General features: G+C 68.6%; 19 protein-coding genes. 8 read left to right on the forward strand and 11 right to left on the reverse strand.

Annotated elements, in window-relative coordinates; all coding sequences use genetic code 11:
- Positions 1–69 precede the first annotated feature (69 nt).
- Positions 70–3609 carry a PAS domain-containing hybrid sensor histidine kinase/response regulator gene (locus ACO07Z_RS09540; protein ID WP_421698508.1) on the forward strand — a complete coding sequence of 1180 codons (3540 nt, stop codon included), beginning with the start codon at positions 70–72 and terminating at the stop codon, positions 3607–3609.
- 103 nt (positions 3610–3712) lie between these two features.
- Here the strand turns inward: ACO07Z_RS09540 and ACO07Z_RS09545 are convergent, their stop codons facing one another.
- The 3 genes from ACO07Z_RS09545 to ACO07Z_RS09555 all read right to left on the reverse strand — a co-directional run bounded on the left by ACO07Z_RS09545 (position 3713) and on the right by ACO07Z_RS09555 (position 6231).
- A complete protein-coding gene (locus tag ACO07Z_RS09545; protein ID WP_421698509.1) occupies positions 3713–4672 on the reverse strand; it encodes a putative phage abortive infection protein in 960 nt (319 codons plus the stop codon).
- 271 nt (positions 4673–4943) lie between these two features.
- Positions 4944–5621, reverse strand: a complete 678-nt coding sequence (locus tag ACO07Z_RS09550) for a response regulator transcription factor (RefSeq protein WP_244378935.1) — start codon at positions 5619–5621, stop codon at positions 4944–4946.
- 139 nt (positions 5622–5760) lie between these two features.
- Positions 5761–6231 carry a secondary thiamine-phosphate synthase enzyme YjbQ gene (locus tag ACO07Z_RS09555; RefSeq protein ID WP_421698510.1) on the reverse strand — a complete coding sequence of 157 codons (471 nt, stop codon included), beginning with the start codon at positions 6229–6231 and terminating at the stop codon, positions 5761–5763.
- Between the two features lie 129 nt (positions 6232–6360).
- On the opposite strand from ACO07Z_RS09555, the gene ACO07Z_RS09560 reads away from it, so the two are divergent.
- On the forward strand, positions 6361–7344 hold the full coding sequence (locus ACO07Z_RS09560; protein WP_421700783.1) for an alpha/beta hydrolase: 984 nt from the start codon (positions 6361–6363) through the stop codon (positions 7342–7344).
- Between the two features lie 16 nt (positions 7345–7360).
- Here ACO07Z_RS09560 and ACO07Z_RS09565 read toward each other — a convergent pair whose 3' ends face one another.
- The 3 genes from ACO07Z_RS09565 to ACO07Z_RS09575 form a co-directional block, all read right to left on the reverse strand.
- On the reverse strand, positions 7361–7897 hold the full coding sequence (locus tag ACO07Z_RS09565) for a hypothetical protein (protein ID WP_421698511.1): 537 nt from the start codon (positions 7895–7897) through the stop codon (positions 7361–7363).
- Positions 7898–7951: 54 nt separating this feature from the next.
- A complete protein-coding gene (locus ACO07Z_RS09570) occupies positions 7952–8566 on the reverse strand; it encodes a 2-hydroxychromene-2-carboxylate isomerase (RefSeq protein ID WP_421698512.1) in 615 nt (204 codons plus the stop codon).
- Between the two features lie 150 nt (positions 8567–8716).
- The gene (locus ACO07Z_RS09575) at positions 8717–9148 is read right to left on the reverse strand and encodes a MerR family transcriptional regulator (RefSeq protein ID WP_421698513.1); all 432 of its coding nucleotides are present in this window, start codon (positions 9146–9148) and stop codon (positions 8717–8719) included.
- Between the two features lie 410 nt (positions 9149–9558).
- Here ACO07Z_RS09575 and ACO07Z_RS09580 point away from each other — a divergent pair, with 410 nt between their 5' ends.
- The gene (locus tag ACO07Z_RS09580) at positions 9559–11892 is read left to right on the forward strand and encodes a hypothetical protein (protein ID WP_421698514.1); all 2334 of its coding nucleotides are present in this window, start codon (positions 9559–9561) and stop codon (positions 11890–11892) included.
- A gap of 13 nt (positions 11893–11905) precedes the next feature.
- Here the strand turns inward: ACO07Z_RS09580 and pdeM are convergent, their stop codons facing one another.
- From pdeM to ACO07Z_RS09595, 3 genes are read right to left on the reverse strand one after another with little or no spacing between them, the layout of a single operon-like run.
- A complete protein-coding gene (gene pdeM, locus ACO07Z_RS09585) occupies positions 11906–12628 on the reverse strand; it encodes a ligase-associated DNA damage response endonuclease PdeM (protein ID WP_421698515.1) in 723 nt (240 codons plus the stop codon).
- Positions 12606–15113, reverse strand: a complete 2508-nt coding sequence (locus ACO07Z_RS09590; RefSeq protein ID WP_421698516.1) for a ligase-associated DNA damage response DEXH box helicase — start codon at positions 15111–15113, stop codon at positions 12606–12608. The genes pdeM and ACO07Z_RS09590 overlap by 23 nt, the downstream gene beginning before the upstream one ends.
- 47 nt (positions 15114–15160) lie before the next feature.
- Positions 15161–16087, reverse strand: a complete 927-nt coding sequence (locus tag ACO07Z_RS09595; RefSeq protein WP_421698517.1) for a class I SAM-dependent DNA methyltransferase — start codon at positions 16085–16087, stop codon at positions 15161–15163.
- 49 nt (positions 16088–16136) lie between these two features.
- Here ACO07Z_RS09595 and ACO07Z_RS09600 point away from each other — a divergent pair, with 49 nt between their 5' ends.
- From ACO07Z_RS09600 to ACO07Z_RS09620, 5 genes are read left to right on the forward strand one after another with little or no spacing between them, the layout of a single operon-like run.
- Positions 16137–17213 (forward strand): ligase-associated DNA damage response exonuclease, encoded by a 1077-nt coding sequence (locus ACO07Z_RS09600; RefSeq protein WP_421698518.1) that lies wholly within the window; start codon positions 16137–16139, stop codon positions 17211–17213.
- Complete coding sequence (locus ACO07Z_RS09605) at positions 17210–18907, forward strand: cisplatin damage response ATP-dependent DNA ligase (RefSeq protein WP_421698519.1); 1698 nt, start codon at positions 17210–17212, stop codon at positions 18905–18907. The genes ACO07Z_RS09600 and ACO07Z_RS09605 overlap by 4 nt, the downstream gene beginning before the upstream one ends.
- Before the next feature lie 3 nt (positions 18908–18910).
- Positions 18911–19180: a DUF6460 domain-containing protein gene (locus ACO07Z_RS09610; protein WP_421698520.1), complete on the forward strand. Its 270-nt coding sequence runs from the start codon at positions 18911–18913 to the stop codon at positions 19178–19180.
- Positions 19181–19184: 4 nt separating this feature from the next.
- Positions 19185–20513, forward strand: a complete 1329-nt coding sequence (locus tag ACO07Z_RS09615) for an MATE family efflux transporter (RefSeq protein ID WP_421698521.1) — start codon at positions 19185–19187, stop codon at positions 20511–20513.
- Positions 20514–20540: 27 nt separating this feature from the next.
- Positions 20541–21410 carry an FkbM family methyltransferase gene (locus ACO07Z_RS09620; protein ID WP_421698522.1) on the forward strand — a complete coding sequence of 290 codons (870 nt, stop codon included), beginning with the start codon at positions 20541–20543 and terminating at the stop codon, positions 21408–21410.
- Positions 21411–21420: 10 nt separating this feature from the next.
- On the opposite strand, the gene ACO07Z_RS09625 is transcribed toward ACO07Z_RS09620, so the two are convergent.
- Together ACO07Z_RS09625 and ACO07Z_RS09630 are read right to left on the reverse strand one after the other, a co-directional pair.
- Positions 21421–22503 (reverse strand): quinone-dependent dihydroorotate dehydrogenase, encoded by a 1083-nt coding sequence (locus ACO07Z_RS09625; protein WP_421698523.1) that lies wholly within the window; start codon positions 22501–22503, stop codon positions 21421–21423.
- A gap of 16 nt (positions 22504–22519) precedes the next feature.
- Positions 22520–22882, reverse strand: a complete 363-nt coding sequence (locus ACO07Z_RS09630; protein ID WP_421698524.1) for a DUF952 domain-containing protein — start codon at positions 22880–22882, stop codon at positions 22520–22522.
- Positions 22883–22907 lie beyond the last annotated feature (25 nt).

Genomic DNA, 22907 nt, shown 5'->3' on the forward strand with positions numbered 1-22907 from the left:
CGCCCCATCTTGCCGGCGCGGGCGGGCGCGGCGCATAAAGACGAAGGCCCCTCGCCGCCGGGAGAGTGCATGCTTCAGGCATGGTCGATCATTGCCGTCGCGCTCGTCTATATCGGCTTCCTCTTCGCCGTGGCGAGCTTCGGCGACCGGCGCCTGCCGCGGCGCGGACGCGAGGGGCGGCCCTACATTTATTCGCTCTCGCTGGCGGTCTACTGCACCTCCTGGACTTTCTTCGGCTCGGTCGGCCTTGCCACCACCCAAGGCATCAATTTCCTCACCATCTATATCGGCCCGATCCTGATCTTCGCGCTGGGCACGCCGTTCCTGCTGCGGCTGGTGCGGCTCGCCAAGGGGCAGAACATCACCTCGATCGCCGATTTCGTCGCCGCCCGCTATGGCAAGAGCCAGGGTGTGGCGGCGCTGGTGGCCGGTGTCGCCATTGTCGGCTCACTGCCCTACATCGCGCTGCAGCTGAAAGCCGTGTCCGCCGCCCTGCTCGCCATGCTCGGCGATTTCGACGGGCTCGGTCTGCATTACCCGCTGGTGGGCGACCTCGCGCTCACTGTCGCGGTGGCGATGGCGGTGTTCGCGGTGCTGTTCGGCACCCGTCATATCGACGCCACCGAGCATCAGGAAGGGCTGATGCTAGCGGTGGCGACGGAATCCATCGTCAAGCTGGTGAGCTTTCTCGCGGTCGGCCTGTTCGTGGTCTTCGGCATGTTCGCCGGTCCGTGGGACCTGTTCGACAAGGCGGCCGAGAAGGGCGTGCTGCCGGTGCTGACCGACGGTTTCAGCCTCGGCAGCTGGGCGGCGATGACCCTGCTGTCGGCGCTGGCCATCCTGCTGCTGCCGCGCCAGTTCCATGTCGCCGTGGTGGAGAACACCTCGGAGAGCGAGATCCGCACCGCCCGCTGGCTGTTCCCGCTCTATCTCGTGCTGATCAACCTGTTCGTCATCCCCATTGCGGTGGCCGGCCTCGTGGCCTTTCCGCCCGGCTTCATCGATGGCGACATGTATGTCGTCACTCTGCCGCTCTCGGCCGGGGCGCAGCTCATGTCGCTGGTGGCCTTTGTCGGCGGGCTTTCCGCCGCCACCGCCATGGTGATCGTCGAGACGGTGGCGCTCGCCGTCATGGTGTCGAACGACATCTTCATGCCGCTGATGGTGCGCGGCCGCCGGCTGCGCGACGGCGACGAGGCGAGCCGCGCGGGCGCCGCGCCGGACCATGTGGATATGGGCCACCGGCTGCTGACCGTGCGCCGCATCGCCATCTTCGCCATCCTGCTGCTGGCCTATCTCTATTACCGCGTCACCGGCGAGGCGCAGCTGGCGCAGATCGGCCTGTTGTCCTTCGCCGCCGTCGCCCAGTTCGGGCCGGCGCTGCTGATCGGCCTCGTCTGGCGGCGCGGCACCGGGCTCGGCGCGCTGGCCGGCATCGCCGCCGGCATCGCGCTGTGGGCCTATACGCTGCTGCTGCCCAACCTCGTCGATGCCGGCCTGTTCAGCCCGGCGCTGGTAACGGAGGGTCCGTTCGGTCTCGCCTTGCTGCGGCCACAGGCGCTTCTCGGCGTGCAGGCGAGCCCGCTGGTGCACGGCGTGCTGTGGAGCCTCACCGTCAATGTGCTGGTGTTCTTCGCCGCCTCGATGATCCGCCGGCCGACCCCGATCGAGCGTCTTCAGGCGAGCGTTTTCGTGCAGAGCGAGCACGCCCCCTCCGCCCCGAGCTTCCGCCTCTGGCGCTCGCCGGTGACGGTGGGCGAGCTCATCGCCACCGTCGCCCGCTATCTCGGCGAGGAGCGCACCCGCGCCTCGTTCGAAAGCGTGGCGGCGATGCGCGGCGTGTCGCTGGAGCCGGGGCGCGAGGCGGATTTCCAGCTCATCCGCTATGCCGAGCACCTGCTCGCCTCGGCCATCGGCGCCGCCTCCTCACGGCTCGTGCTGTCGCTGATGCTGCGCAAGCGCACCGTCTCCACCAAGGCGGCGCTGAAGCTGCTCGACGACGCCTCCGCCGCCATCCAGTACAACCGCGAGATCCTGCAGACCGCGCTCGACCATGTGCGCCAGGGCATCGCGGTGTTCGACCGCGACCTGCGGCTCGTCACCTGGAACCGCCAATTCGGCGAGATGCTGGACCTGCCGCCGGAAATCCTGCGCATCGGCGTCGGTATCGACCAGATCATCCGCTTCAACGCCGTCGCCGGCCAGTTCGGCCCCGGCCCGGTGGAGGAAATCGTGCGCGAAAAGCTCGCGCGCTACGCCCGGCGCAACGTCGCCTTTCAAGAACGGCTCGCCCCGCGCGGGGTGGTGATGGAGGTGCGCGTCAGCACCATGCCGGATGGCGGGGTGGTGCTGACCTTCACCGACATCACCCCCAGCGTGGAAGCCGCCGAGGCGCTGGAGCGCGCCAATGAGACGCTGGAACGGCGCGTGCGCGAGCGCACCAAGGCGCTGGAGAACCTCAACGCCCAGCTGGCGCAGGCGAAATCCGAGGCGGACGAGGCCAACATCTCCAAGACCCGCTTCCTCGCCGCCGCCAGCCACGACATTCTGCAGCCGCTGAACGCCGCCAGGCTCTACGCCACCAGTCTGGTCGAGCGCGCCGAGGGCGGCGACGATGCCCGCCTCGCCCGCAATGTCGATGCCTCGCTGGAAGCGGTGGAGGAAATTCTCGGCGCGCTGCTCGACATTTCCCGCCTCGACGCCGGCGCCCACAAGCCGGAATTCGCCGCGCTGCGCCTTGATGAGATCTTCCGCCAGCTCGATGTCGAATTCGCGCCGATGGCGACCGAGAAGGGACTGCGTCTCACCTTCGTGCCGAGTTCGGCCGCCGTGCGTTCGGACCGGCGGCTGCTGCGCCGGCTGCTGCAGAACCTCGTCTCCAACGCCATCAAATACACCCCGCGCGGCCGGGTGCTGGTGGGTGTGCGGCGGCGGCGCGGAAAGCTGCGCATCGAGGTGCTGGACACCGGTGTCGGCGTGCCGCAGGCCAAGCAGAAGATCATCTTCAAGGAGTTCCAGCGCCTCGACGAAGGCGCGCGGGTGGCGCGCGGGCTGGGGCTCGGCCTTTCCATTGTCGAGCGCATCGCCCGCGTCCTCGGCCACAGCATCACGCTGGCTTCCGTGCCCGGCAAGGGCTCGGTGTTCTCCGTCGAACTGCCAGCCGCCCCGGCCCTGCCCGCCCGCGAGACGCCTTCGCCGCGCGCGGCGGCGCCGCTGGCGACGCTTCAGGGCCTTAGCGTGCTGTGCATCGACAACGACCCGGCCATTCTCGACGGCATGGAGACGCTGCTCCATGGCTGGGGCTGCGAGGTGCTGAAAGCACCGGGCGTCGAGGAGGCGCTCGCCATGCTGCGCGAGCGCCGCGCCCCGCCCGACGTGCTGCTGATCGACTACCATCTCGACGCCGGCGACGGCATCGAGGCGACCAAGAAACTGCGCTGGAAGCTCGGCCAGAGCCTGCCGGCGGTGCTGATCACCGCCGACCGTTCGAAGCGCGTGCGCGACGGGGCCAAGGCGACGGAGATGGAAGTGCTGAACAAGCCGGTGCGCCCGGCGGCGCTGCGGGCTCTTCTCGCCCAGTGCCGCGCCGCGCGGGCGGCGGCGGAGTGAGGGGCTCGGGGAGCTCGCCGACAGTGAAGGCGACGCGGGCTGGTGTCGTGTAGAAATTACACCAGAAATCCGACCCAATTACCTCATAAATACATTGCTAAAATCAAATCTTATTTCCAGTTTTAATTTTTACTGCCACGAATTCTCGACCTTGAGTTATTATCCGAATTGGGCCGACGTTTCTGGTCCGATATAAGGGTCTCTTCTTAATTGGCGCCTCCCATTCGAAGAAAACCGTCGGAAATCTATGCAAGATGTCAAAATTTTTATCAAACCCGAAGAATTTTTCAGGAATGTTTCCAAACGGACGATATTTCGCCGTAAAACCGCAATCTTCCCATTCGCGACCAAGATGGGACATTACATTTAGCGCAAGTAACGCTTGATCATAATTAGACAATTTTGTACGAATTATTTTTGACAATTTGTGTTTTTCTGATATATCAAGATCAGAATTGTCAATCAAATTGTACATTCCAAATAGATTTCTATTATAATGAGAAAGTTTATATTGATGACCCTTGAACATATCTCGGTATTTTGATTTTGATCTATTTCGAAGTTTCGATGCAGAGTCGCTAACGGCTTTGATGTATTCTCGGCCGTACTGAGACAGTGAGTGATAAGATTGGATATTTAGGCCATAATATGCAAATGTATACGATATGTCGATGCGATCGTCTATGCTCCATTGATCATCAGATGGCACAATGCGCCTAGTGATTCTATATAGAGCGGCGAATTCACGCAGTAAAATTGATGGCGTTCCGCGCCTATCCCAAAAACTAAACTCTCCACTTTGGGAAATAGTATCGTGTGTTTTCAGCATTTCTATTAAAAAAACTGTAATTGTCTGCAATCTAGCAAATTTTTGCGTTGATATCCAAGTAATATAAACAATAACTAAAGTAACAACAGATATTACAGTCCCCCAAACTCCTCCGATATAGTCCCCAAGCTGGCCGTACTGCGTGCTATAGTCCCCATTAAGCGTGAACCCATCCAAAAGTTTCTGAATACCGGAAGACAGCCATAACTCTTTTGCGCGATCGAGGAGTGACATGCCGCTGGCTCACTTTGATTTGATTCATAGTTCGAGTTTCATTCACGCCCACACCAATCAATTCGACCACTGTTCACATGCCGCCAAAGACTGGTTTTTAGTGCAAATCTGACATTTTCGGCATCAGTCCTATAGTCGCTAACCGCCCTTCTCAGACGATCGGCGTGTCTGCTAGGCACCTGCACCCAGCATTGCCCAACCAGTGTCTCCCGCTCAGAGGTTTGATCGGTGACGAACTCGCAACGCGAACGGCGCGAGGATGAAGGCACCCCTACCCCGCCGGCTGCGAACCCTGCGCCCAGGTGCCGCCCTCGATCTTGGAGGCGGCGATCACCGCCTGGGTGCGGCTCTCAACCCCCAGCTTCTGCAGGATGGCGGAGACATGCGCCTTCACCGTCGCCTCGGAGACGCCGAGCTCATAGGCGATCTGCTTGTTCAGCAACCCCTCGGACAGCATCATCAGCACCCGCACCTGCTGCGGGGTGAGCGTGGCGAGGCGGGCGACGAGGGCCTGCGTCTCTTTGTCGGAACCGCCGGAGAGATCAACATCGCGCGGCGTCCAGGTGCGGCCCTCCAGCACGGCAGCGATGGCCTCGCGCATGGTCTCGGCCGCGCTGGTCTTCGGGATGAAGCCGGAGGCGCCGAATTCCATGCAGTTGCGGATGACGCCGGCTTCCTCATTGGCGGACACCACCACGACCGGGATGCCGGGATATTGCGCGCGTAAGTACATCAGCCCGGAAAAGCCGCGCACCCCGGGCATGGTGAGATCGAGCAGGATCAGGTCGAGGTCGCTCTCGCGCTCCAGCAGCGCCTGAAGGTCCTCGAAGCCGCCGGCCTCGAACAGTTCCGCCTCGGGAAACTGGCGGGACAGCGCCTCGCGCAGCGCGCCCCGGAACAGCGGGTGATCGTCGGCGATCACCAGCCGGAAACTCGTCGTCCTATCCACGCGCAGCGGCCCCCTCCACCTGCACCGACCCGTTCTCGCCGCGGGCCCGTGCCGCGATCATGGTGCGGACGGATCGCCACCGCAAGCCGCGCGGCCGGCGGGCCCGCCGCGGGCCTGACCGCCGGTCGTTACGCGACCTTTAGTGGGCCTCGCCGACAAAGGCTACAACCAATTCGCGCCGGTGCGGCCGCACGCGGTGCTCGACGAGATACAGCCCCTGCCAGGTGCCGAGCGCCATGCGCCCGTCAAGAACCGGCACGGCGAGGTGCACCCCGGTGAGCACGGCCTTGATATGGGCGGGCATGTCGTCCGGCCCTTCGAGATCGTGCACCCAGCCCGCGTGCTCGGGCGCCAGCCGTTCCAGCGCGGTGAGCAGATCCGTCTTCACATCCGGGTCGGCGTTTTCCTGCAAGGTGAGCGAGGCGGAGGTGTGGCGGCAGAACACCGACACCTCGCCCTCGCCGGCGCCGGCGCCGATAGTCGTGAGGAACGCCGCCACCGGCGCGGTGATCTCCACAAAACCCCGGCCCGGCGTGTCGACGTTGAGAAGGGTGGTGAACCGCCGCGTCACCGCGCTTTCGCGCACCTCGCCCTGACGGATCCGCGCCATCGGCATGCCTCCTGCCCCCTTGCGCGCTGGACGTCGCGCGCCAGCTAGGCTTGGATAGACCCAATCAGCCCCTGATGACAGGTCCTTCGCCACCCCCGTTTCTCGGAGTGTCGCTTGCCTATGAGTTCGATGCCTTCCCCGGCGCCCGCGCGCGCCGCCGCCCCGCTGGTGGTTGATCCCGCCCTGTTTGACCCTTCGGCCATCGCGCCCGACACGCGGGCGGTGAATGCCAGCATCATCAAGGCGCTCGGCGCCGTGCCGGACCGCTGGGTTTTTCCCATGGCGATGCTGCGCAAGCTGCGGCTTGAGGGAAAGGGCCCGTTTCCGCTCTCGCCGGAAAGCCCCTATGCCAAGGCGATCGAGATCGACGGGCCGCGTGGCCCCATCCCGCTGCGCATCCTCACCCCGCCAACGCCGGCCAGGGGCGTGTATCTGCATCTTCATGGCGGCGGCTGGTGCCTCGGCTCGGCGCGGGAGAATGATGGGCTCAACCACCGCTTCGTCGAGCGTACCGGCTTCGCCGTGGTCTCGGTCGATTACCGGCTGGCGCCGGAGCACCCCTATCCCGCCGGTCCGGACGATTGCGAGGCCGCCGCGCTATGGCTGCTGCGCGAGGGGCCGACGCGCTTCGGCACCGACCGCTTCGCCATTGGCGGGGAATCCGCCGGCGCCAATCTCTCGGTAGCGACACTGCTGCGCCTGCGCGACCGGCACGGCCTCACCCCGTTTCGCGCCGCCAATCTCAATGCCGGCGCCTATGATCTCGGCCTGACGCCGAGCGCCCGCAACTGGGGCGACGAGCCGCTGGTGCTGAACACGCGCGATATCAACGTCTTCGTCGGCCATTATCTGCGCGAGGGCGGCGAGGTTGGCGCGACGGATATCTCGCCGCTGCATGCTGACCTCAAGGGCCTGCCGCCGGCGCTGTTCACCATCGGCACGCGCGATGCGCTGCTGGACGACACGCTGTTCATGTCGCCGCGCTGGCTCGCCGCCGGCAACGGAGCGGAACTCGCCGTCTATCCCGGCGGCTGCCATGTCTTTGTCGGCTTCCCCGGCTCGCTGGCCGACCAGGCGCTGACCCGCATCCACGCCTTTATCGGCACCTGCTGACCGGAGCGACGGGGCTTTACAGCCCCTCCCCCTTCGGCGGCGGAGCGGGCGGCGCGGCGTCGGACGGCAGGTCCTTGCGCAGGCGCTCGATCATTTCGACAAAGCGGCGGAAGGCATGCTCGGCGAGATCGACCGCCTGGTCGAGCTTCTGGCGCGCCTCCGCCGGCAGTTCCTCCGGGGCGGCCGCAGGTGGCGCGTCCTTCGGCGGCGTCGATTCCGGTGGAGCCATGATGTCGGGAACGCCCGCACCACCGTCAGCGGCCCGCTTCTCCAGCGCCGCGAGCCGCGCCTGCAGCCGGCCGATCTCCGCTTCCAGCGCCGCCCGGTCGTCGGGCACCGCCTCGCAGGTCCAACCCCCGGCGCGCTGGGCGCAGAACGACATCGCCCCGGTGCGGGTGTCGAGCCGCATAAGCCCACCCTCCACCGGCTGCATGGTGAAGCCGGTCGCCTCCGGCGGGGGTGCGCCGGCTCCCGGCGCCGGCTGCGCCTGCGCGCCCGCCGCCATCAGCACCGCGCCGGCGATGAGGCCCGCGCGGCCAAGGCGTGTCGTCATTCCCATGCTCAGCCGCATGCTCGGCCTCCTCAGCCAGACGCGGGCGCGTGCGTGTTACGGCGTGAACGGCGCCCGCCCGCTCGACAACGCCGCGTCGAGGAGTTCGATCCGGTCCTGGCCCCAGAACACCTCGCCATCCAGCACATAGGCGGGCGAGCCGAAAACGTCCGCCTCGATGGCGGCATCGTGATTGGCCTGGTAGATGGTGGCGGTGCGGTCCTGCGCGGCGGCCTCAAGCAGGCTCGCCGGCAAGCCGAGCTCCGCCAGAAGGGCGGCCAGCGTCGCGGCGTCCGCAAGGTTCTCCTCGCGCTGCCACACCCCCGCCATCAGCCGCTGCGCCAGCGGGCCGACATCATGCCCGGCGATCTGCGCGGCGATGATCAGCCGGTCGGCCTGCTTCGGATCGAATGGCCAGTGCGCCGGCTTAACGTGCAGGTCGATACCCCGTGCCTCACGCCAGCGCTTCAGTTCCACCGTCCGGTAGCGCTGGCGGGCGGGGTGACGCTTGGCGAGCGGCAGCCCGCCAGTTTCCGCGAATAGTTCACCCAGCAGCACCGGGCGGAAATTCACCCGCACCCCATGGCGCCGCGCCAGATCGAGAAAGCGGGCATGGCCGATGAAGGCCCAGGGGCTGATGACGGAGAAATAATAGTCGATGGAACGCGACATGGCGGCACTCGGCTGAACGGGGTGATCCGGACCTTGCCGCCCACGCTAACCGATTTTTGCGGCCCGTGGGCAAGCCCCACCCCGCGCCGCGCCGAAAAGCAAACGGCGCCCACCGGGGCGCCGTTCAGAACATGTCAGGTGGAGAAGGCGTCAGGCCGCGCTGCGGGTGGAGAAGGCGGCAACCATCTGGCGCAGCTCGCCGATGGCTTCCTCGATCTCCACCTTCTGCTGCTCCAGCAGGCCAAGCTGCTCGGTGCACTTCTCGGCGGTGAGGGCTAGGCCGCCGGCCGGCACCGCGCTGCCTTCGCGCAGGGCGACCATCGCCTTGATCTCGGCGAGGGTGAAGCCGAGCTTCTTGCCCTTGAGGATGATGGCGAGGCGCGAGCGCTCGGCGGCGCTGTAGAGGCGGGTAAGCCCCTCGCGGCGCGGCGCCAGCAGGCCCTTGTCCTCATAGAAGCGCAGCGCGCGCAGCGTCACGCCGAATTCGCGGGCGAGGTCGCCAATGGTGAAGAAACCGGCTTCGCCCGACGTGGTGTGGGCGACGTCGAGGGTGCGTTCGGCCTCGTAGGAGGTGAAATCCATCTGGGCAGCTCCGGGGGGAAGGGACAGGTCACGCGTCAGCGCTGTTGACCCACTGTCGCAGAGAGGTTGCCGCAAGGGGAGAAAGTCACACCCTCCGTTAGGGAAACTTACTGTTAAATGGACAGCCAAAACTTTGTTTTTATTGACTTATCTCCGACACCCCACCCACACGTCGCTCTGGGGTAAAGCGCGGGGGAAGGCCGGCGCAAGCCACGAAAGCGCCCGGCCAGGGGCGCTGCGGCAACCGGAATCGGTGGGCCGGCACCCCGCTGTAAGCCGGGAAAGGCCCTATCGCCCGCCCCGTCATTAACCAGCCCTTTACCAAGATTCGTAACAGTTGCGGCAGGCAGCCTTCCGCGGTCGCCGCGATGATTCCTGCCGCCAATCGTGCCGGACGACGGAGACCCCAGGTGAGGCAAGAGGCCCCTTCGACGACCGGAACGATCGCCCCCGAGGCGTGGCGCGCCTTGGACGAGGCCGCCCGCCGGGACGGCCTTCCGCTCGACCAGTGGCTGCGCGCCCAGCTCATGGGTCCGGCCGCCAGTGTCACCCCGCCGGGGCTGGAGAGCCTGAACAACCTCGCCGAGCTGCGCCGCCGCATCGAGGAACTTGCCGGCCAGATCGGCCGCATCGAGGCCGCCACCCCGGCCGAGCCGGTGGCCATCGAGCCGCAGCCCATCGCGCTGCAGCCCGTCGACATACCGGCGCCGCGCGAGGCCGTCGCCGCTGCGGCGATCTCATCCAATGACCGCCTCGCCGCCGCCATGCGCGAAATCGACCATCGGCTGGCCGCGCTGCAGCTTTCCCGCCGCCGCGCCGCCACGCCGGAAGCCGCCCCCAGCCCCGCCGCCATCGAGGCCGCCGTGGCCGAGATCGCCGCGCGCCAAAGCGAGCTCGACCGCGAGATCACCCCGCGCCGGCCGCTTGCGGCGGCGCCCGCACGACGCGAGGTTGCCACCCCGATGCCGGAGGCTGCCGAGGCGCCGGCGCTTGAAAGCCCCATGCCGGAAGCCCCTACACGCCCGGCACCGCCGCGCGACCTGTTCGGCGCCGGCGTGGCGCGCGAAACCGTGCCGCCGCCTGCGTCCCCCGCGCCGCTGCCGTCCGAGGCGCTCGCCGCGCTGCAGGAAGAACTTGCCGGCCTGCGGCAGTCCATCGCCGGCCTAGCCCCGCGCCGGTCGGTCGACGAATTGCAGCGCGTGGTCGAGCTTCTGGTCGAGCGCGTGGAGCGCTCCGAGACGCGCGACGAAAGCCTGCGCGCCAGCCTCGCCGCGCTGCGCGAGATGATCGGCGGGCTGCGCCTGCCGGAGCCGCCGGAGGTCCTGCTCGGGCGCCTCGCGGCGCTGGAACGCAAGATCGACATCGTCAACGCCAAGGTGGTGGACGGCGCCACCGTCGCCCGGCTGCAGGCGCAGATCGGCGAGATTCGCGACCTGCAGGCCCGTGCCCTCTCCTCGGATTCGCTGCGGCTGCTGGCCGAGCAGGTGTCGCTGCTCGCCACCCGGGTGGCGGAAATGGCCGCCAGCGAGAACGAGACCATCTCCGCCGCGTTCGGCGCGCTGGAGCGCCGGCTCGACACGCTCTCCGGGACGATTGCCGCGCCGGCCTCGCTGTCGCTCGACGATGTGCTCGCGCGTCTCGACGCCATTCAGGCCGATCTTGCCCGCACGCGCGGCGAGGTGCCCGCCGGTGTGGAAGCGCTGTTCAAGCGGCTTTCCGACCGGCTGGAACAGATCGCGCCGCCGGTCGATGACGGCCCCCGCTTCGAGGCGCTCGGCCGACAGATCGAAGCGCTGGCGCAGCGTGTCGGGTCCGGCGGCAGCGACATGGCTGGCGAGCTCGCCAGCCAGCTTTCCGGCCATCTTGCCGGCCAGTTCGCGGTCCAGCTCGCCGGCATCGAGCGCGCGGTCAACGACCTGTTCATCCAGATGGAGGAGACGCGCGCCAGCCTGCTCGCCGCCTCCCAGCCGCGCCCGCCCGCTGGTCCCAGCGGCGATCCCGAAAGCATCACCGCCCTCATCCGCCGCGAAATCGCCGCGCTGGAGAGCCGGCGCAGCGCTGAAAAGTCGTCGGAGCGCGCCGCCGTCATGGCGGCGGCGGAAGCCGCGGTCGCGGCCGAACTCGCCAGCCTCACCGCCGCATCGCCGGCGCCAGCGCCCGAAACCGCGACCCCGGAACCGGAAGCGGCCCAGCCTGCGTCCGCCGACGTCGTGTTCACGCCAGCCCCGGCCTCCATCCCGAAAGCCTTCGAGCCGCAGCTGATGCGCGCCGCGCTGGAAGCGCTCAGCCGCACCGCGGCCGCCACCCGCCGCGCACCGGCCGCGAGCCCGACGCCAGACGGAGCCGCGCCGGCGCCTCTACCCCCGGTGGCGGCGAACGACACCGCCACCAGCCGGGCGACGCTGATCGCGCAGGCCCGCCGCGCCGCCAGCCCGGCGGAGCCGCGGCCAGCCGCGCCCCGGCCCGCCCCCGCCGCGCCAGCGGAACCGCGCCGCCATATCGGCGCCCGCCCGGCCCCGGCGCCCGGCCGCTGGCTGGCGCGCATCCGCGCCATGCTGGTGATCGCGGTCTGCGGCTCGGCGCTGGCCTATGGGTCCTGGCAGCTTCTGGCGCAGTTCCGGCAGGAACAGCTGCGCGCCGCCGGCCCCGCCACCGTGCCGGGCCCGGAAGACATCACCGGCTCGGTCGGCAATGGCACCCCGCGCGCCCCGGCCCCGCCGTCCAATCTCATCTTCTCGCGCTGAAAGCTCGCGCAGCTCAGCGGTCCGGCAGGCAGGCGTGATGGGCGATGCGGTAGGTCCGTGCGGCCCCGACCAGATGCGCGTCATAGGCCCCGCCGAACAGGCCCGCCACCGCCTCATGGCGGATGTTCAGCCCGCCGGCATAGGCGCCGAGCGCCGGCAGAACGAGGCGCCTTCCATCGCTGACGAAGCAGCGCCGGCGCAGGCTGCGCCCGCGCACCACCACCCGGGCGACGGGATGGAAATGCCCCGCGATCTCCCCCTCGCCCGCATCTGCGGCGGGCTCGTGGCGCAGGGTGAGCGGGCCCACGCGCAGTTCGTCGGCGGCGTCACCGGCGAGGCCCGGCATCGGCGCGGGATCGTGATTGCCGGCGATCCACACTAGATCGCGCCCGCGCGCGAGTTCCGCGAGGCTGGCGCGCTCGTCCGGGCCGAGCCGCGCCGCGCCATCGCGATCATGAAAACTGTCACCCAGCGCCACCAGCACGCGCGGACGCCGGCGCGTCACGAGGCGGGCCAGCAGGTCGAGCGTGGCCCGGCTGTCATAGGGCGGCAGCGGCACGCCGCGCACGGCGAAGGCGGAACCCTTTTCCAGATGCAGGTCGGCGACGATCAGCATGCGCTCGGCCGGCCACCACAGCGCCCCGGCGGCATCGAGCACCAGCGTCGCCCCGGCCAGCGTCACCGCCGTGCCGTCCTCCGCCGCGTTCTGCGCCTCAACCGCTTCCCTCGCCTGCACCGTCCATCGCCTCCCGGATCAGTTCGTCCTCGGCCTCGGCCAGCAGCGCCTCCGACGCCCCGCCCGCCACCATTTCCCGGCCGATCTCCAGCATGACCGGCACCGCCAGCGGCGAGACGCGCGAGAGGGCGACATGGTCGATTCGCCCCCGGATACGGGCGAGCATGTCCGAGAGCCGGCGAATGTCCAACAGCCCTGTCGCCGCATCCGCCCGCGCCGCGCGCAGCAGCACGTGGCCCGGCTCGTGCCGGCGCAGCACGTCATAGACGAGATCAGTCGACATGGTCACCTGGCGGGAATTCTTCTCCTTGCCGGGGAAACGCCGCTCGATCAGCCCGGCAATGACCGCGCATTGGCGGAAGGTGCGCTTCATCAGCGCCGATTCCGCCAGCCATTCCTCCAGATCGTCGCCGAGCATGTCGGCGTCGAACAGCGCGTCGAGCGACAGCCGTCCCTGCGCGATGGCCAGCGACATGTCGCGCACGCCATAGATCACCAGCGCATAGTCATTGGCCATGAAGCCGAGCGGGTGCAGCCCGGCGCGGTCGAGCCGGCGGGTCAGCAGCATGCCGAGCGTCTGGTGGGCGAGCCTTCCCTCGAACGGGTAGGCGACGAGATGGTAGCGGTCGCCGCGCGGAAAGCTCTCGACCAGCAGATCCTCGCGCCCCGGCAGGCGGGACCGCAGCTTCTGCAGCTCCAGCCAGTCGCGCACTTGGCCCGGCAGGCTCTGCCATCGCTCCGGCTCGGAGAGCAGCGCCCGCACCCGCGCGGCGAGGAAGGTGGAGAGCGGAAACTTCCCGCCGGCATAGGAGGGAACGCGCGGCTCCTTGGCGCTGGTGCGGGCGACGCGCACCTCGTTCTCATGAATGGTGAGATATTCCAGCACCTCGCCGGCGAAGACGAAGGTGTCGCCGGGGCTCATCGTCTCAACGAAATACTCCTCCACCTCGCCAAGCACCCGCCCGCCATAGCGCGATTTGGCGCTGGCGAGCCGCACTTTCAGCATGGTGGATTCGACGATGGTGCCGACATTGAGCCGGTATTGCTGCGCCACCTGCGGATTGGCGACGCGCCAGCACCCATCCTTCCTCTGCCTTATGCGGGCGAAACGCTCATAGGCGCGCAGCGCGTAGCCGCCGGTGGCGTTGAACGCGACCACATCGTCGAAATCCGCGCGGGAGAGGTCGGCATAGGGCTCGGCGGAGGTGACTTCGGCGTAGAGATCATCGGCCTCGAACGGCCCGGCGCAGGCCATGCCGAGCACATGCTGCGCCAGCACGTCGAGCGCGCCGGAGCGTACCACCACGCTGTCCTGCGCCCCCGCCCGCACCGCCTCCAGCGCGGCACGGCATTCGAGCACCTCGAAGCGGTTGGCCGGCACCAGCACCGCGCGGGAAGGCTCGTCCAGCCGGTGATTGGCCCGGCCGATGCGCTGCATGAGCCGCGAGGAGCCCTTGGGCGCGCCGACATTGACCACAAGGTCCACCGCGCCCCAATCGATGCCGAGGTCGAGCGAGGAGGTGCAGACCACCGCCTTCAACCTCCCCTCGCCCATCGCCGCCTCCACCCGCCGGCGCTGCGACACGTCGAGCGAGCCGTGATGCAGCGCGATCGGCAGATTGGCGTCGTTGATGTGCCACAGCTCCTGGAACAGCAGCTCCGCCTGCATGCGGGTGTTGACGAAAACGAGCGTGGTCGTGTGCCGCTCGATCAGGCGGTAGATCTCTTTGAGCGAATGGCGCGCCGTGTGCCCGGCCCAGGGCACATGGGCGACACTGTCGAGCATGGAAAGGTCGGGCGCCGCGCCGGGGTCCGCCACCACCAGCCCGCCCTTCTCGCCCTCCCCGGTCTGCGGCACCAGCCAGCGGCGCAGCGTGTCGGGGTCGGCCACCGTGGCGGAGAGGCCGACCGTCTGCACGCCGGGCGCGAGGCGCCGCAGCCGGGCGAGGCCGAGGCTGAGCAGATCGCCGCGCTTGGAGCCGGCGAGCGCGTGCAATTCGTCCAGCACGATGCGCTTGAGGTCCGCGAACAGCGGCTCGGCATCGGCGGAGGCGAGCAGCAGCGCGATCTGCTCCGGCGTGGTGAGCAGGATGTCGGGCGGGTCGCGGCGCTGGCGCTGGCGGCGCGAGGCGGGCGTGTCGCCGGTGCGCGTCTCGATGCGGACGGCCAAGCCCATTTCCTGCGCCGGCCGTTCCAGATTGCGGGCGACATCGACGGCAAGCGCCTTCAGCGGCGAGATGTAGAGCGTGTGCAGACCGAGCGGGCGGGGGTTGTTCCGCGCGGCCGGCCGGCCGGCGAGTTCGACCAGGCTCGGCAGGAAGCCCGCCAGCGTCTTGCCGGCTCCAGTGGGCGCGATGAGCAGGGTGGAGCGCCCCTCCCGCGCCTGCGCCAGCAGTTCCAATTGATGCGCGCGCGGCGCCCAGCCCCTGCCGGCAAACCAGCGTCGGAACGACTCGGGCAGAAGATCGTCGGGCGCGGCATCCATGATCGTCACCGCGAGAAGCTAGTGGCTCGGGCGGGAATTGCGAGCCCTCACCCCTCGCGCAGCGCGAGCACGAGCAGGCCGGCGACCGGCTGCTCCTTTTCCTTGCGCACCGACACCGGGTCGAGGGTGAGCGGCGCGAGGCCGGCGGCGACCAGTTCGGCGCGCACATAGTCCGCGGCATGGGCGAAGCGCAGCGTGTCACGCAGCAGCACGCCCTCGCCGCCATGGGTCTCGGTGGTGAAGGCGAGCAGCCCGCCCGGCTCGAGCACCCGCCGGCTCTCGGTGAGAATGGGGGTGAGGTCGTCGAGATAGCAGAAGGCGTCGCCGGCGAAGATCAGATCGACCTCGCGCGCCGGGCGCAACCTGAGAAAGGCCACCATCTCGCCGGCGGCGAGCGCGTCATAGACCTTCCGCCGCCGCGCATGGGCGACCATGTTGGGCGAGAGGTCCACGCCCTCCATCGTGCCGATGCGGTCGACCAGCCGGGCGCCGACCAGCCCTGTGCCGCAGCCAAGATCGAGCCCATGGGCGAAAGCGAAAGGGCGCGCCAGCCTTTCGCAGACCTGCGCCAGCCCCGCTTCGATCACCTCCGGCCCGCGATAGTCGAGCCGCGCCAGCGCCGCGTCGAAACGGTCGGCATATTGGTCGAACAGCGCGCGCACATAGGCCGGGCTCATGCCCGCCACCTCGCCGTCCAGCCGGGCGAGGCGCAGGGTGGCGCCAAGCGTGTCGGCGGGATCGAGCGCCCGCGCCTGCGCGAAGGCCTCGCCCGCCCCCGGTGCATCGCCCGCCGCCTCGCGCGCCTCGCCGAGCAGGAACCAGCCCGGCGCGTAATGGCCGGCGCGAGCCACCGCCTCGGCGAGAAGCTCCGCCGCGTCGGCGGCGTTGCCCTCGTCCATCAGCGCGCGCGCCCAGTCGATCCGGCGATCGACCGTCGGGTCGCCGGAGGAGAGAATGAGCCGGCCGTCGGCCATGGCGGGGTCTCGCGAAAAAAGTGGAGGCGCGCCCTATATAGGTTTCACGATGCGCCCGGAAGAGCTTCTCCACACCACCCCACAGGGGCTTTATTCGCCGGCCGGCGACTTCTTCATCGACCCGACGCGGCCGGTGGCGCGGGCGCTGGTCACCCATGGCCATTCCGACCATGCCCGCGCCGGCCATGGCCGCGTGCTGGCGACGCGGCAGACGCTCGACATCATGGCCATCCGCTATGGCGAGGCCTTCGCCGGCAGTACCCAGGCGGCCGACTATGGCGCGCGCATCGAGGTGAACGGCGTCGGCGTCACCTTCCACCCCGCCGGGCATATTCTGGGCAGCGCGCAGATCGCGCTCGACTGGCGCGGCTGCACCATCGTCGCCTCCGGCGACTACAAGCCCGGCGCCGACCCCACCGCATTGCCCTTCGCGCCGGTACCCTGCCATGTCTTCATCTCGGAGGCGACCTTCGGCCTGCCGGTGTTCCGCCATCCCGCCCCGGCGGTGGAGATCGGCAAGCTGATGGAGTCGCTGGCGCTGTTTCCCGAGCGCGCACATCTCGTCGGCGCCTATGCGCTCGGCAAGGCGCAGCGGGTGATGGCGCTGCTGCGCGCCGCAGGGCACGACCGGCCGATCCTGCTGCACGGCGCCATGGAAAAGCTGACCGCCTATTACCGCACGCAGGGCATCGACCTCGGCGAGACCCGCCCCGCCCGCGATGCCACCCCGGCCGAGCGGGCGGGCGCCGTGGTGCTGTGCCCGCCGGGCGCGCTCGCCGATGTCTGGTCGCGGCGCTTTCCCGATCCCGTCACCGCCTTCGCCTCGGGCTGGATGCGCATTCGCGCCCGCGCCCGGCAGAACGGCGTCGAACTGCCGCTGATCCTCTCCGACCATGCGGATTGGGACGAGTTGCAGGTCGCCATCCGCGCCACCGGCTGCGATGAGCTGTGGGTCACCCACGGTCAGGAAGACGCGCTGGTCCATTGGGCGACGCAAGCGGGGCTGCGCGCCCGGCCGCTGCACATGGTCGGCTATGGCGAGGAGGAGGGCGAGAGCGCCGTGCCCGATGCCGCCGCTGCGGAGGCGCCGGCATCCGAAGCCTCCGCACCGGAGGTGGCGCCGTGAACCGCTTCGCCGCCTTGCTCGACCGCCTCGCCTATGAGCCGCGCCGCAATGGCAAGATAAGGCTCATCGCCGATTATTTCCGCCACACGCCGGACCCGGAACGCGGCTGGGCGCTGGCGGCGCTCACCGGCGCGCTGTCGTTCCGCAACGCCAAGCCCGGCCTCATCCGCCAGCTCATCGGCGAGCGCACCGACCCGGTGCTGTTCGCTCTTTCCTATGACTATGTCGGCGACCTCTCGGAGACGGTCGCGCTGATGTGGCCGGCGCCACACGGGCTCAACGACACCGAGCCGCCGCCGCTTTCCGCCATCGTCCACGCCTTCACCCATATGGGCCGCGCCGAGATGCCGGCGGTGCTCGCCTCCCTGCTCGATCGGCTGGACGAGACCGGCCGCTGGGCGCTGCTGAAGCTCATCACCGGGGGCTTGCGCATCGGCGTTTCCGCCCGCCTCGCCAAAACTGCCGTGGCGGCGCTGGGCGAGCATGCGCCGGACGCGATCGAGCTGGTCTGGCCGGGGCTGGCGCCGCCCTATGAAGAACTGTTCGCCTGGGCGGAAGGCCGCGGGCCGAAGCCGGAGACCGAGGACCCCGCCCCGTTCCGGCCGGTCATGCTCTCGCATCCCCTGGAAGAGGCGGATGTCGCGAAGCTCGACCCCGCCGAGTTCCGCGCCGAATGGAAATGGGACGGCATCCGCGTGCAGGCCGCCCGCGCCGCCGGGCCGGATGGGCGGCATGTCACACGGCTCTACAGCCGCACCGGCGAGGATATCTCAGGCGCTTTCCCCGATCTGGCGGAAGCGCTGGCCTTTGACGGTGTGGTGGACGGCGAATTGCTGATCCTGCGCGAGGGCCGGGTGCAGTCCTTCAACGTGCTGCAGCAGCGGCTGAACCGCAAGGCGGTGTCACCCAAGCTGCTGATGGAGTTCCCCGCCCATATCCGCGCCTATGACCTCTTGATGGCAGCGGGCGAGGATCTGCGCGACCTGCCTTTCGACGCTCGCCGCGCGCGGCTGGAGGCGTTGATCGAAGCCCATCCCGCGGAGGGACGGCTCGACCTCTCCCCGCTCGTGCCCTTTCCCAGCTGGGAGGCGCTGACTGCGGCCCGTGCCGACCCCGCCGCCCATGGCGCGGGGGAGGATGCGGAAGCGGTGGAAGGAGTGATGCTCAAGCGCGCCGACAGCGCCTATCTGCCCGGCCGGCCCAAGGGCCCATGGTGGAAATGGAAGCGCGACCCGCACAGCGTCGATGCGGTGCTGATGTATGCCCAGCGCGGCCACGGCAAGCGCTCCTCCTATTATTCCGACTACACCTTCGGCGTCTGGACGGAAGCGGGCGAGCTGGTGCCGGTCGGCAAGGCCTATTTCGGCTTCACCGATGCCGAGTTGATGGAGATCGACCGCTTCGTGCGCCGCCACACGGTCAACCGTTTCGGCCCGGTGCGCGAGGTGGTGCACACGCCGACCGAAGGGCTGGTGGTGGAAGTCGCCTTTGAAGGGCTGGCGCGCTCCACCCGCCACCGCTCCGGCCTCGCCATGCGCTTTCCCCGCATCGCCCGGCTTCGCTGGGACAAGCCGCCCGGCGAGGCCGACCGGCTGGAAACGCTGGAGGCAATGATCGGGGAGGACGAAAGCCACGCTCCCCGCCGGCCCACCGCCGTGCTAGGGAAGCAGCGTTCGCCTGCCGGGGAAAAGTGAGTCATGGCCGATAATCAGCTTGCGCGCTGGATGGGCGGTTCGCCCTTCTGGGTTCTCATGCGGCTCGTGCTGCTCTCGTTGGTGGTGGGCGTCATCCTCGCCGCTCTGGGGCTCGACCCGCTCAACATCCTCGCCAGCCTGGAAAGCCTGGTGCGGCATCTGTTCAATTTCAGCTTCGAGGCGATCGAGCGGCTGTGGCGCTATTTCATCCTCGGCGCGGTGATCGTCATCCCGCTCTGGCTCATCCTGCGCATCGCCAATCGCGGACGCTGATCCCGTGAGCCTCGCGGCCGCCGGCCGGGTGGAGGTCACCTCCCGGCGTTTCCTCGCCCTCGCCTTGCCGGCGACGCTGGCGCAGATGACGACGCCCATATTGGGGCTGGTCGCCACCGGCGCCATCGGCCGGCTCGGCGACGCGACGCTGCTTGGCGCGGTGGCGGTGGGGGCGCTGCTGTTCGATTTCGCCTTCTGGATCTTCGGCTCGATCCGCATGGGCACGGCCGGCCTCACCGCGCAGGCGCTCGGGCGCGGCGAGAGCGTGGAACTGCGCGCGGTGCTGATCCGCGCGCTGCTGATCTCCGCCGTCATCGGCCTCGCGCTCATCGTGCTGCATGGGCCGCTGGCCGATCTCGCCTTTCTCGCCATGGGCGCCAGCGAGGGCGTTCACGCGGCGGCGACGCTGTATTTTTCCGTGCGCATCCTTTCCGCGCCCTTCGCCATCGCCAATTTCGCCCTGCTCGGCTGGCTGGTCGGCATTGCCCGCACCGATATCGGCCTCGGTCTGCAGATTCTTATCGCCGGGGTGAACGCGCTCGCCACGGTCGCTCTGGTGCTGTGGTGGGATTTCGGCATTGCCGGCGCCGCGGGTGCCAATGTCCTGGCGGAAATCACCGGCACGCTGGTCGGTCTCATGGCCGCCGCGCGGCTGGTGGGGCGGGACTGGCGGGTGCCGTGGCGCATAGTCGTCGCTCGCACGCGGCTGATCGAGACGGTGGCGGTGAACCGCGACATCATGATCCGCACCGCACTGATTATGAGCGTGCTCTTGTTCTTCACCGCGCAGGGGGCGCGGCAGGACGATGTGACGCTCGCGGCCAATGCGGTGCTCTACAATATCGTCATGGTCTCGGCCTTTTTCCTAGACGGTTTCTCCACCGCCGCCGAGCAGATTTGCGGCCAGAGCGTCGGCGCCAGGGACAGAGCGGGTTTCCGCCGCGCGGTGCGGCTGGTGCTTGCCTGGGGCTTCGGCTTCGCCGCGCCGGCCAGTGCGCTGCTTCTAGTGGGTGGCGGGCCGCTGATCGATCTTCTGTCGGCGAACGAGCAGGTGCGGGAGGTCGGCCGCGCCTTCCTGCCGCTGGCGGCGCTGACCCCGCTGCTCGGCGTCGCCGCCTTCGCCTATGACGGCATCTATGCCGGCTCGACCTGGGCGCGCGACATGCGTAACATGATGCTACCGGCGGTGGCGCTGTTCTTCCTCGCCTGGTGGCTGACTCTGCCTCTGGGCAATACCGGTCTGTGGCTGGCCTATCTCGCCTTCATCGCCGGGCGCGGCGTGTTCCTGGCGCTACGGATGCCGGCGCTTGAGCGGGCGACGTTTCGATCTTGAACTCGGCGAAGCAGCGGGAAACAGGTAATGCGGCGCTTCATTAAGACCCTGCTTTCCCCACTGGCCGCAAAGGTGGCCTGGGCGGCCAATGAGCGCACGCTGCGGCGCAACCCCGCGTTCAGCCGTCACGGGACGCTGCTGAAGATCGAGGCCGACGGTGCGTTCGGCCCGGCGGGCACCACGCTTCTGATGATGCACGACTGGGCGATCTTCCCTTTCGTCGGGCTTCATTCTTCCTGGTCTCCGGAGATCATCGACTTCTTCGCCCGTCACGCGAACGCGTCGTCGGGCTACACCCTCGTCGATATCGGCGCGAATATCGGGCTGGTCACCCGCCAGCTTGCCCATCGGCTGTCCAATATCGACCGGATCGTCTGCGTGGAGCCGGACCCGGAGAACTTCCGAGCCCTCAAATACAACCTTACCGGCCTGCCGAGTTCGGACCCCGAGCTTTATAATCTCGCTCTGTCGGCGGAGGATGGGGAGGTGGCCTTCTTCCGTGATGTCACCAACAGCGGCAACTACTCGCTGAACGAGGCAGCGGTGAGCAACGGTGTGTTCGGCACGGCTCGCGTCGCCTGTGCCGAAACCGGCGGATGGATGGAGCGCACCCTCGGCGCCGATGGCGGGGGACCGCTGCTCTGGAAATCCGATACCCAGGGCTTCGACGAGTTGATCATCTCGCGCACGCCGATGGCAATCTGGAAGAGGATCGACTGCGCCGCGATCGAGATCTGGCGCATCCCGAAGCCGGCTTTTGACCGGGACGCCTTCGTCGCGCGGATCGACGACTTCCCTCACAAGCGGTTGGGCACGCACGACGTGACGACAGCCAAGCTCCTCGCCTATCTCGACGGCGACGACAGGCGCTACGAAGACCTGTTTCTCTGGCGTTGAACACCTTGACCTAGCCGGGAAAGGGCCCCGCCACCATTTCGCGCGCCCGCCGTCCGGTGAGCGCGGCGAGCGTCGCGTTCTCGCGCGCCAGCTGCGCGGTGAGCCCCTGCTTGATCCGCTCCACCAGCCCCAGCCCCTCATAGACGAGAGCGGAATAAAGCTGGATCAGGCTCGCCCCGGCCTCGATCTTGGCCAGCGCGGCGGCGGGGCTGTCGATGCCGCCGACCCCGATGAGCGGAAAGGCGCCGTCCACGCGCACAAAGGTTTCCGCCAGCATGCGGGTGGAGAGGGCGAAGAGCGGCCGGCCCGAGAGCCCGCCGGTCTCGCTCTTGTGCGGCGAACGCAGGCTGGGTGGGCGGGAAAGGGTGGTGTTGGAGACGATCAGCCCGTCGATCCGCCGCCGGCGCGCCACGCTCACCACCCCGTCGAGATGCGGCAGAGCGAGATCGGGCGCGATTTTCAGCAGCAGCGGCACGCCGGGCGTGGCCGCGTCACGCGCCTCGATCACTCGCGCCAGCAATTCGTCGAGCGCCTTCTCCTCCTGCAGGTCGCGCAGGCCGGGCGTGTTGGGCGAGGAGACATTGGCGGTGAAATAGCTCGCCACTCCGGCGAAGGCGCGGATGCCGGCGACGTAATCGGCGGCGCGGTCGGTGCTGTCCTTGTTCGCCCCGACATTCACCCCGACGATGCCGGGCGCCCGGCGCTTTGTGCGGGCGGAAAGCCGCGCCAGCGCCGGGCCATGGCCGCCGCTGTTGAAGCCGTAGCGGTTGATCACCGCCCGGTCCTCGACCAGGCGGAAATTGCGCGGGCGCGGATTGCCAGGCTGCGGGCGCGGCGTGATCGTGCCGACCTCGACAAAGCCGAAGCCGGCGCCCAGCATGGCGTCCGGCACCTCCGCCTCCTTGTCGAACCCCGCCGCCAGCCCCACCGGATTGGGAAAGGCGAGGCCGAAGGCCGACACGTTGAGGCGGGAATCGTCCACCGGCACGGCGCGCGGCGGCAGGCAGGACAGCGCGCGGATGGACAGGCCATGCGCGGTCTCCGGGTCCATCAGCCGGGCGAAGGGAAGGGCGAGGTCGAGCAGGCGGCTCATTGGCGCACTCATGAGATCACCCCTCCAGTGCCGGGAACAGATGCCGCCCATGCGGGCCGAGCGGCAGCTCGCGCACATAGGCCACCGCGTCGAGCGCGAGCGGGCCGTAGAGATGGGGAAAAAGGTCGCCGCCGCGCGAGGGCTCCCAGCGCAGAAGGTCGGGCGGGAGATGCTCCACCCGCACCGCCACCAGCAGCAGGTCGCCCTGCCCGGCGAAGTGCTTCGCCGCCGTTTCCGCCACCTGCCCGGCGGTGGAGAAATGAATGAAGCCGTCAGCCACATCCACCGGCGCTCCGTCGAACCGCCCGGCGGCCTCCGCCGCCTGCCACAGCGCGCGCGGCGCGATCTTGTAGATGAGCCTCGCCTGCGCCGCCGCCATGTCCGTTTCCCACCCTGTATCGTCG

Origin of the sequence: Ancylobacter sp., assembly GCF_965229075.1 — a bacterium.
Taxonomy (GTDB): domain Bacteria; phylum Pseudomonadota; class Alphaproteobacteria; order Rhizobiales; family Xanthobacteraceae; genus Ancylobacter.

Coding starts and splice junctions, on each gene's coding strand:
- ACO07Z_RS09540 (WP_421698508.1), top strand. CDS start 70: ATGCTTCAGGCATGGTCGATCATTGCCGTCGCGCTCGTCTATATCGGC.
- ACO07Z_RS09545 (WP_421698509.1), bottom strand. CDS start 4,672: ATGTCACTCCTCGATCGCGCAAAAGAGTTATGGCTGTCTTCCGGTATT.
- ACO07Z_RS09555 (WP_421698510.1), bottom strand. CDS start 6,231: ATGGCGCGGATCCGTCAGGGCGAGGTGCGCGAAAGCGCGGTGACGCGG.
- ACO07Z_RS09560 (WP_421700783.1), top strand. CDS start 6,361: ATGCCTTCCCCGGCGCCCGCGCGCGCCGCCGCCCCGCTGGTGGTTGAT.
- ACO07Z_RS09565 (WP_421698511.1), bottom strand. CDS start 7,897: ATGACGACACGCCTTGGCCGCGCGGGCCTCATCGCCGGCGCGGTGCTG.
- ACO07Z_RS09570 (WP_421698512.1), bottom strand. CDS start 8,566: ATGTCGCGTTCCATCGACTATTATTTCTCCGTCATCAGCCCCTGGGCC.
- ACO07Z_RS09575 (WP_421698513.1), bottom strand. CDS start 9,148: ATGGATTTCACCTCCTACGAGGCCGAACGCACCCTCGACGTCGCCCAC.
- ACO07Z_RS09590 (WP_421698516.1), bottom strand. CDS start 15,113: ATGGATGCCGCGCCCGACGATCTTCTGCCCGAGTCGTTCCGACGCTGG.
- ACO07Z_RS09595 (WP_421698517.1), bottom strand. CDS start 16,087: ATGGCCGACGGCCGGCTCATTCTCTCCTCCGGCGACCCGACGGTCGAT.
- ACO07Z_RS09600 (WP_421698518.1), top strand. CDS start 16,137: ATGCGCCCGGAAGAGCTTCTCCACACCACCCCACAGGGGCTTTATTCG.
- ACO07Z_RS09610 (WP_421698520.1), top strand. CDS start 18,911: ATGGCCGATAATCAGCTTGCGCGCTGGATGGGCGGTTCGCCCTTCTGG.
- ACO07Z_RS09620 (WP_421698522.1), top strand. CDS start 20,541: ATGCGGCGCTTCATTAAGACCCTGCTTTCCCCACTGGCCGCAAAGGTG.
- ACO07Z_RS09625 (WP_421698523.1), bottom strand. CDS start 22,503: ATGAGCCGCCTGCTCGACCTCGCCCTTCCCTTCGCCCGGCTGATGGAC.
- ACO07Z_RS09630 (WP_421698524.1), bottom strand. CDS start 22,882: ATGGCGGCGGCGCAGGCGAGGCTCATCTACAAGATCGCGCCGCGCGCG.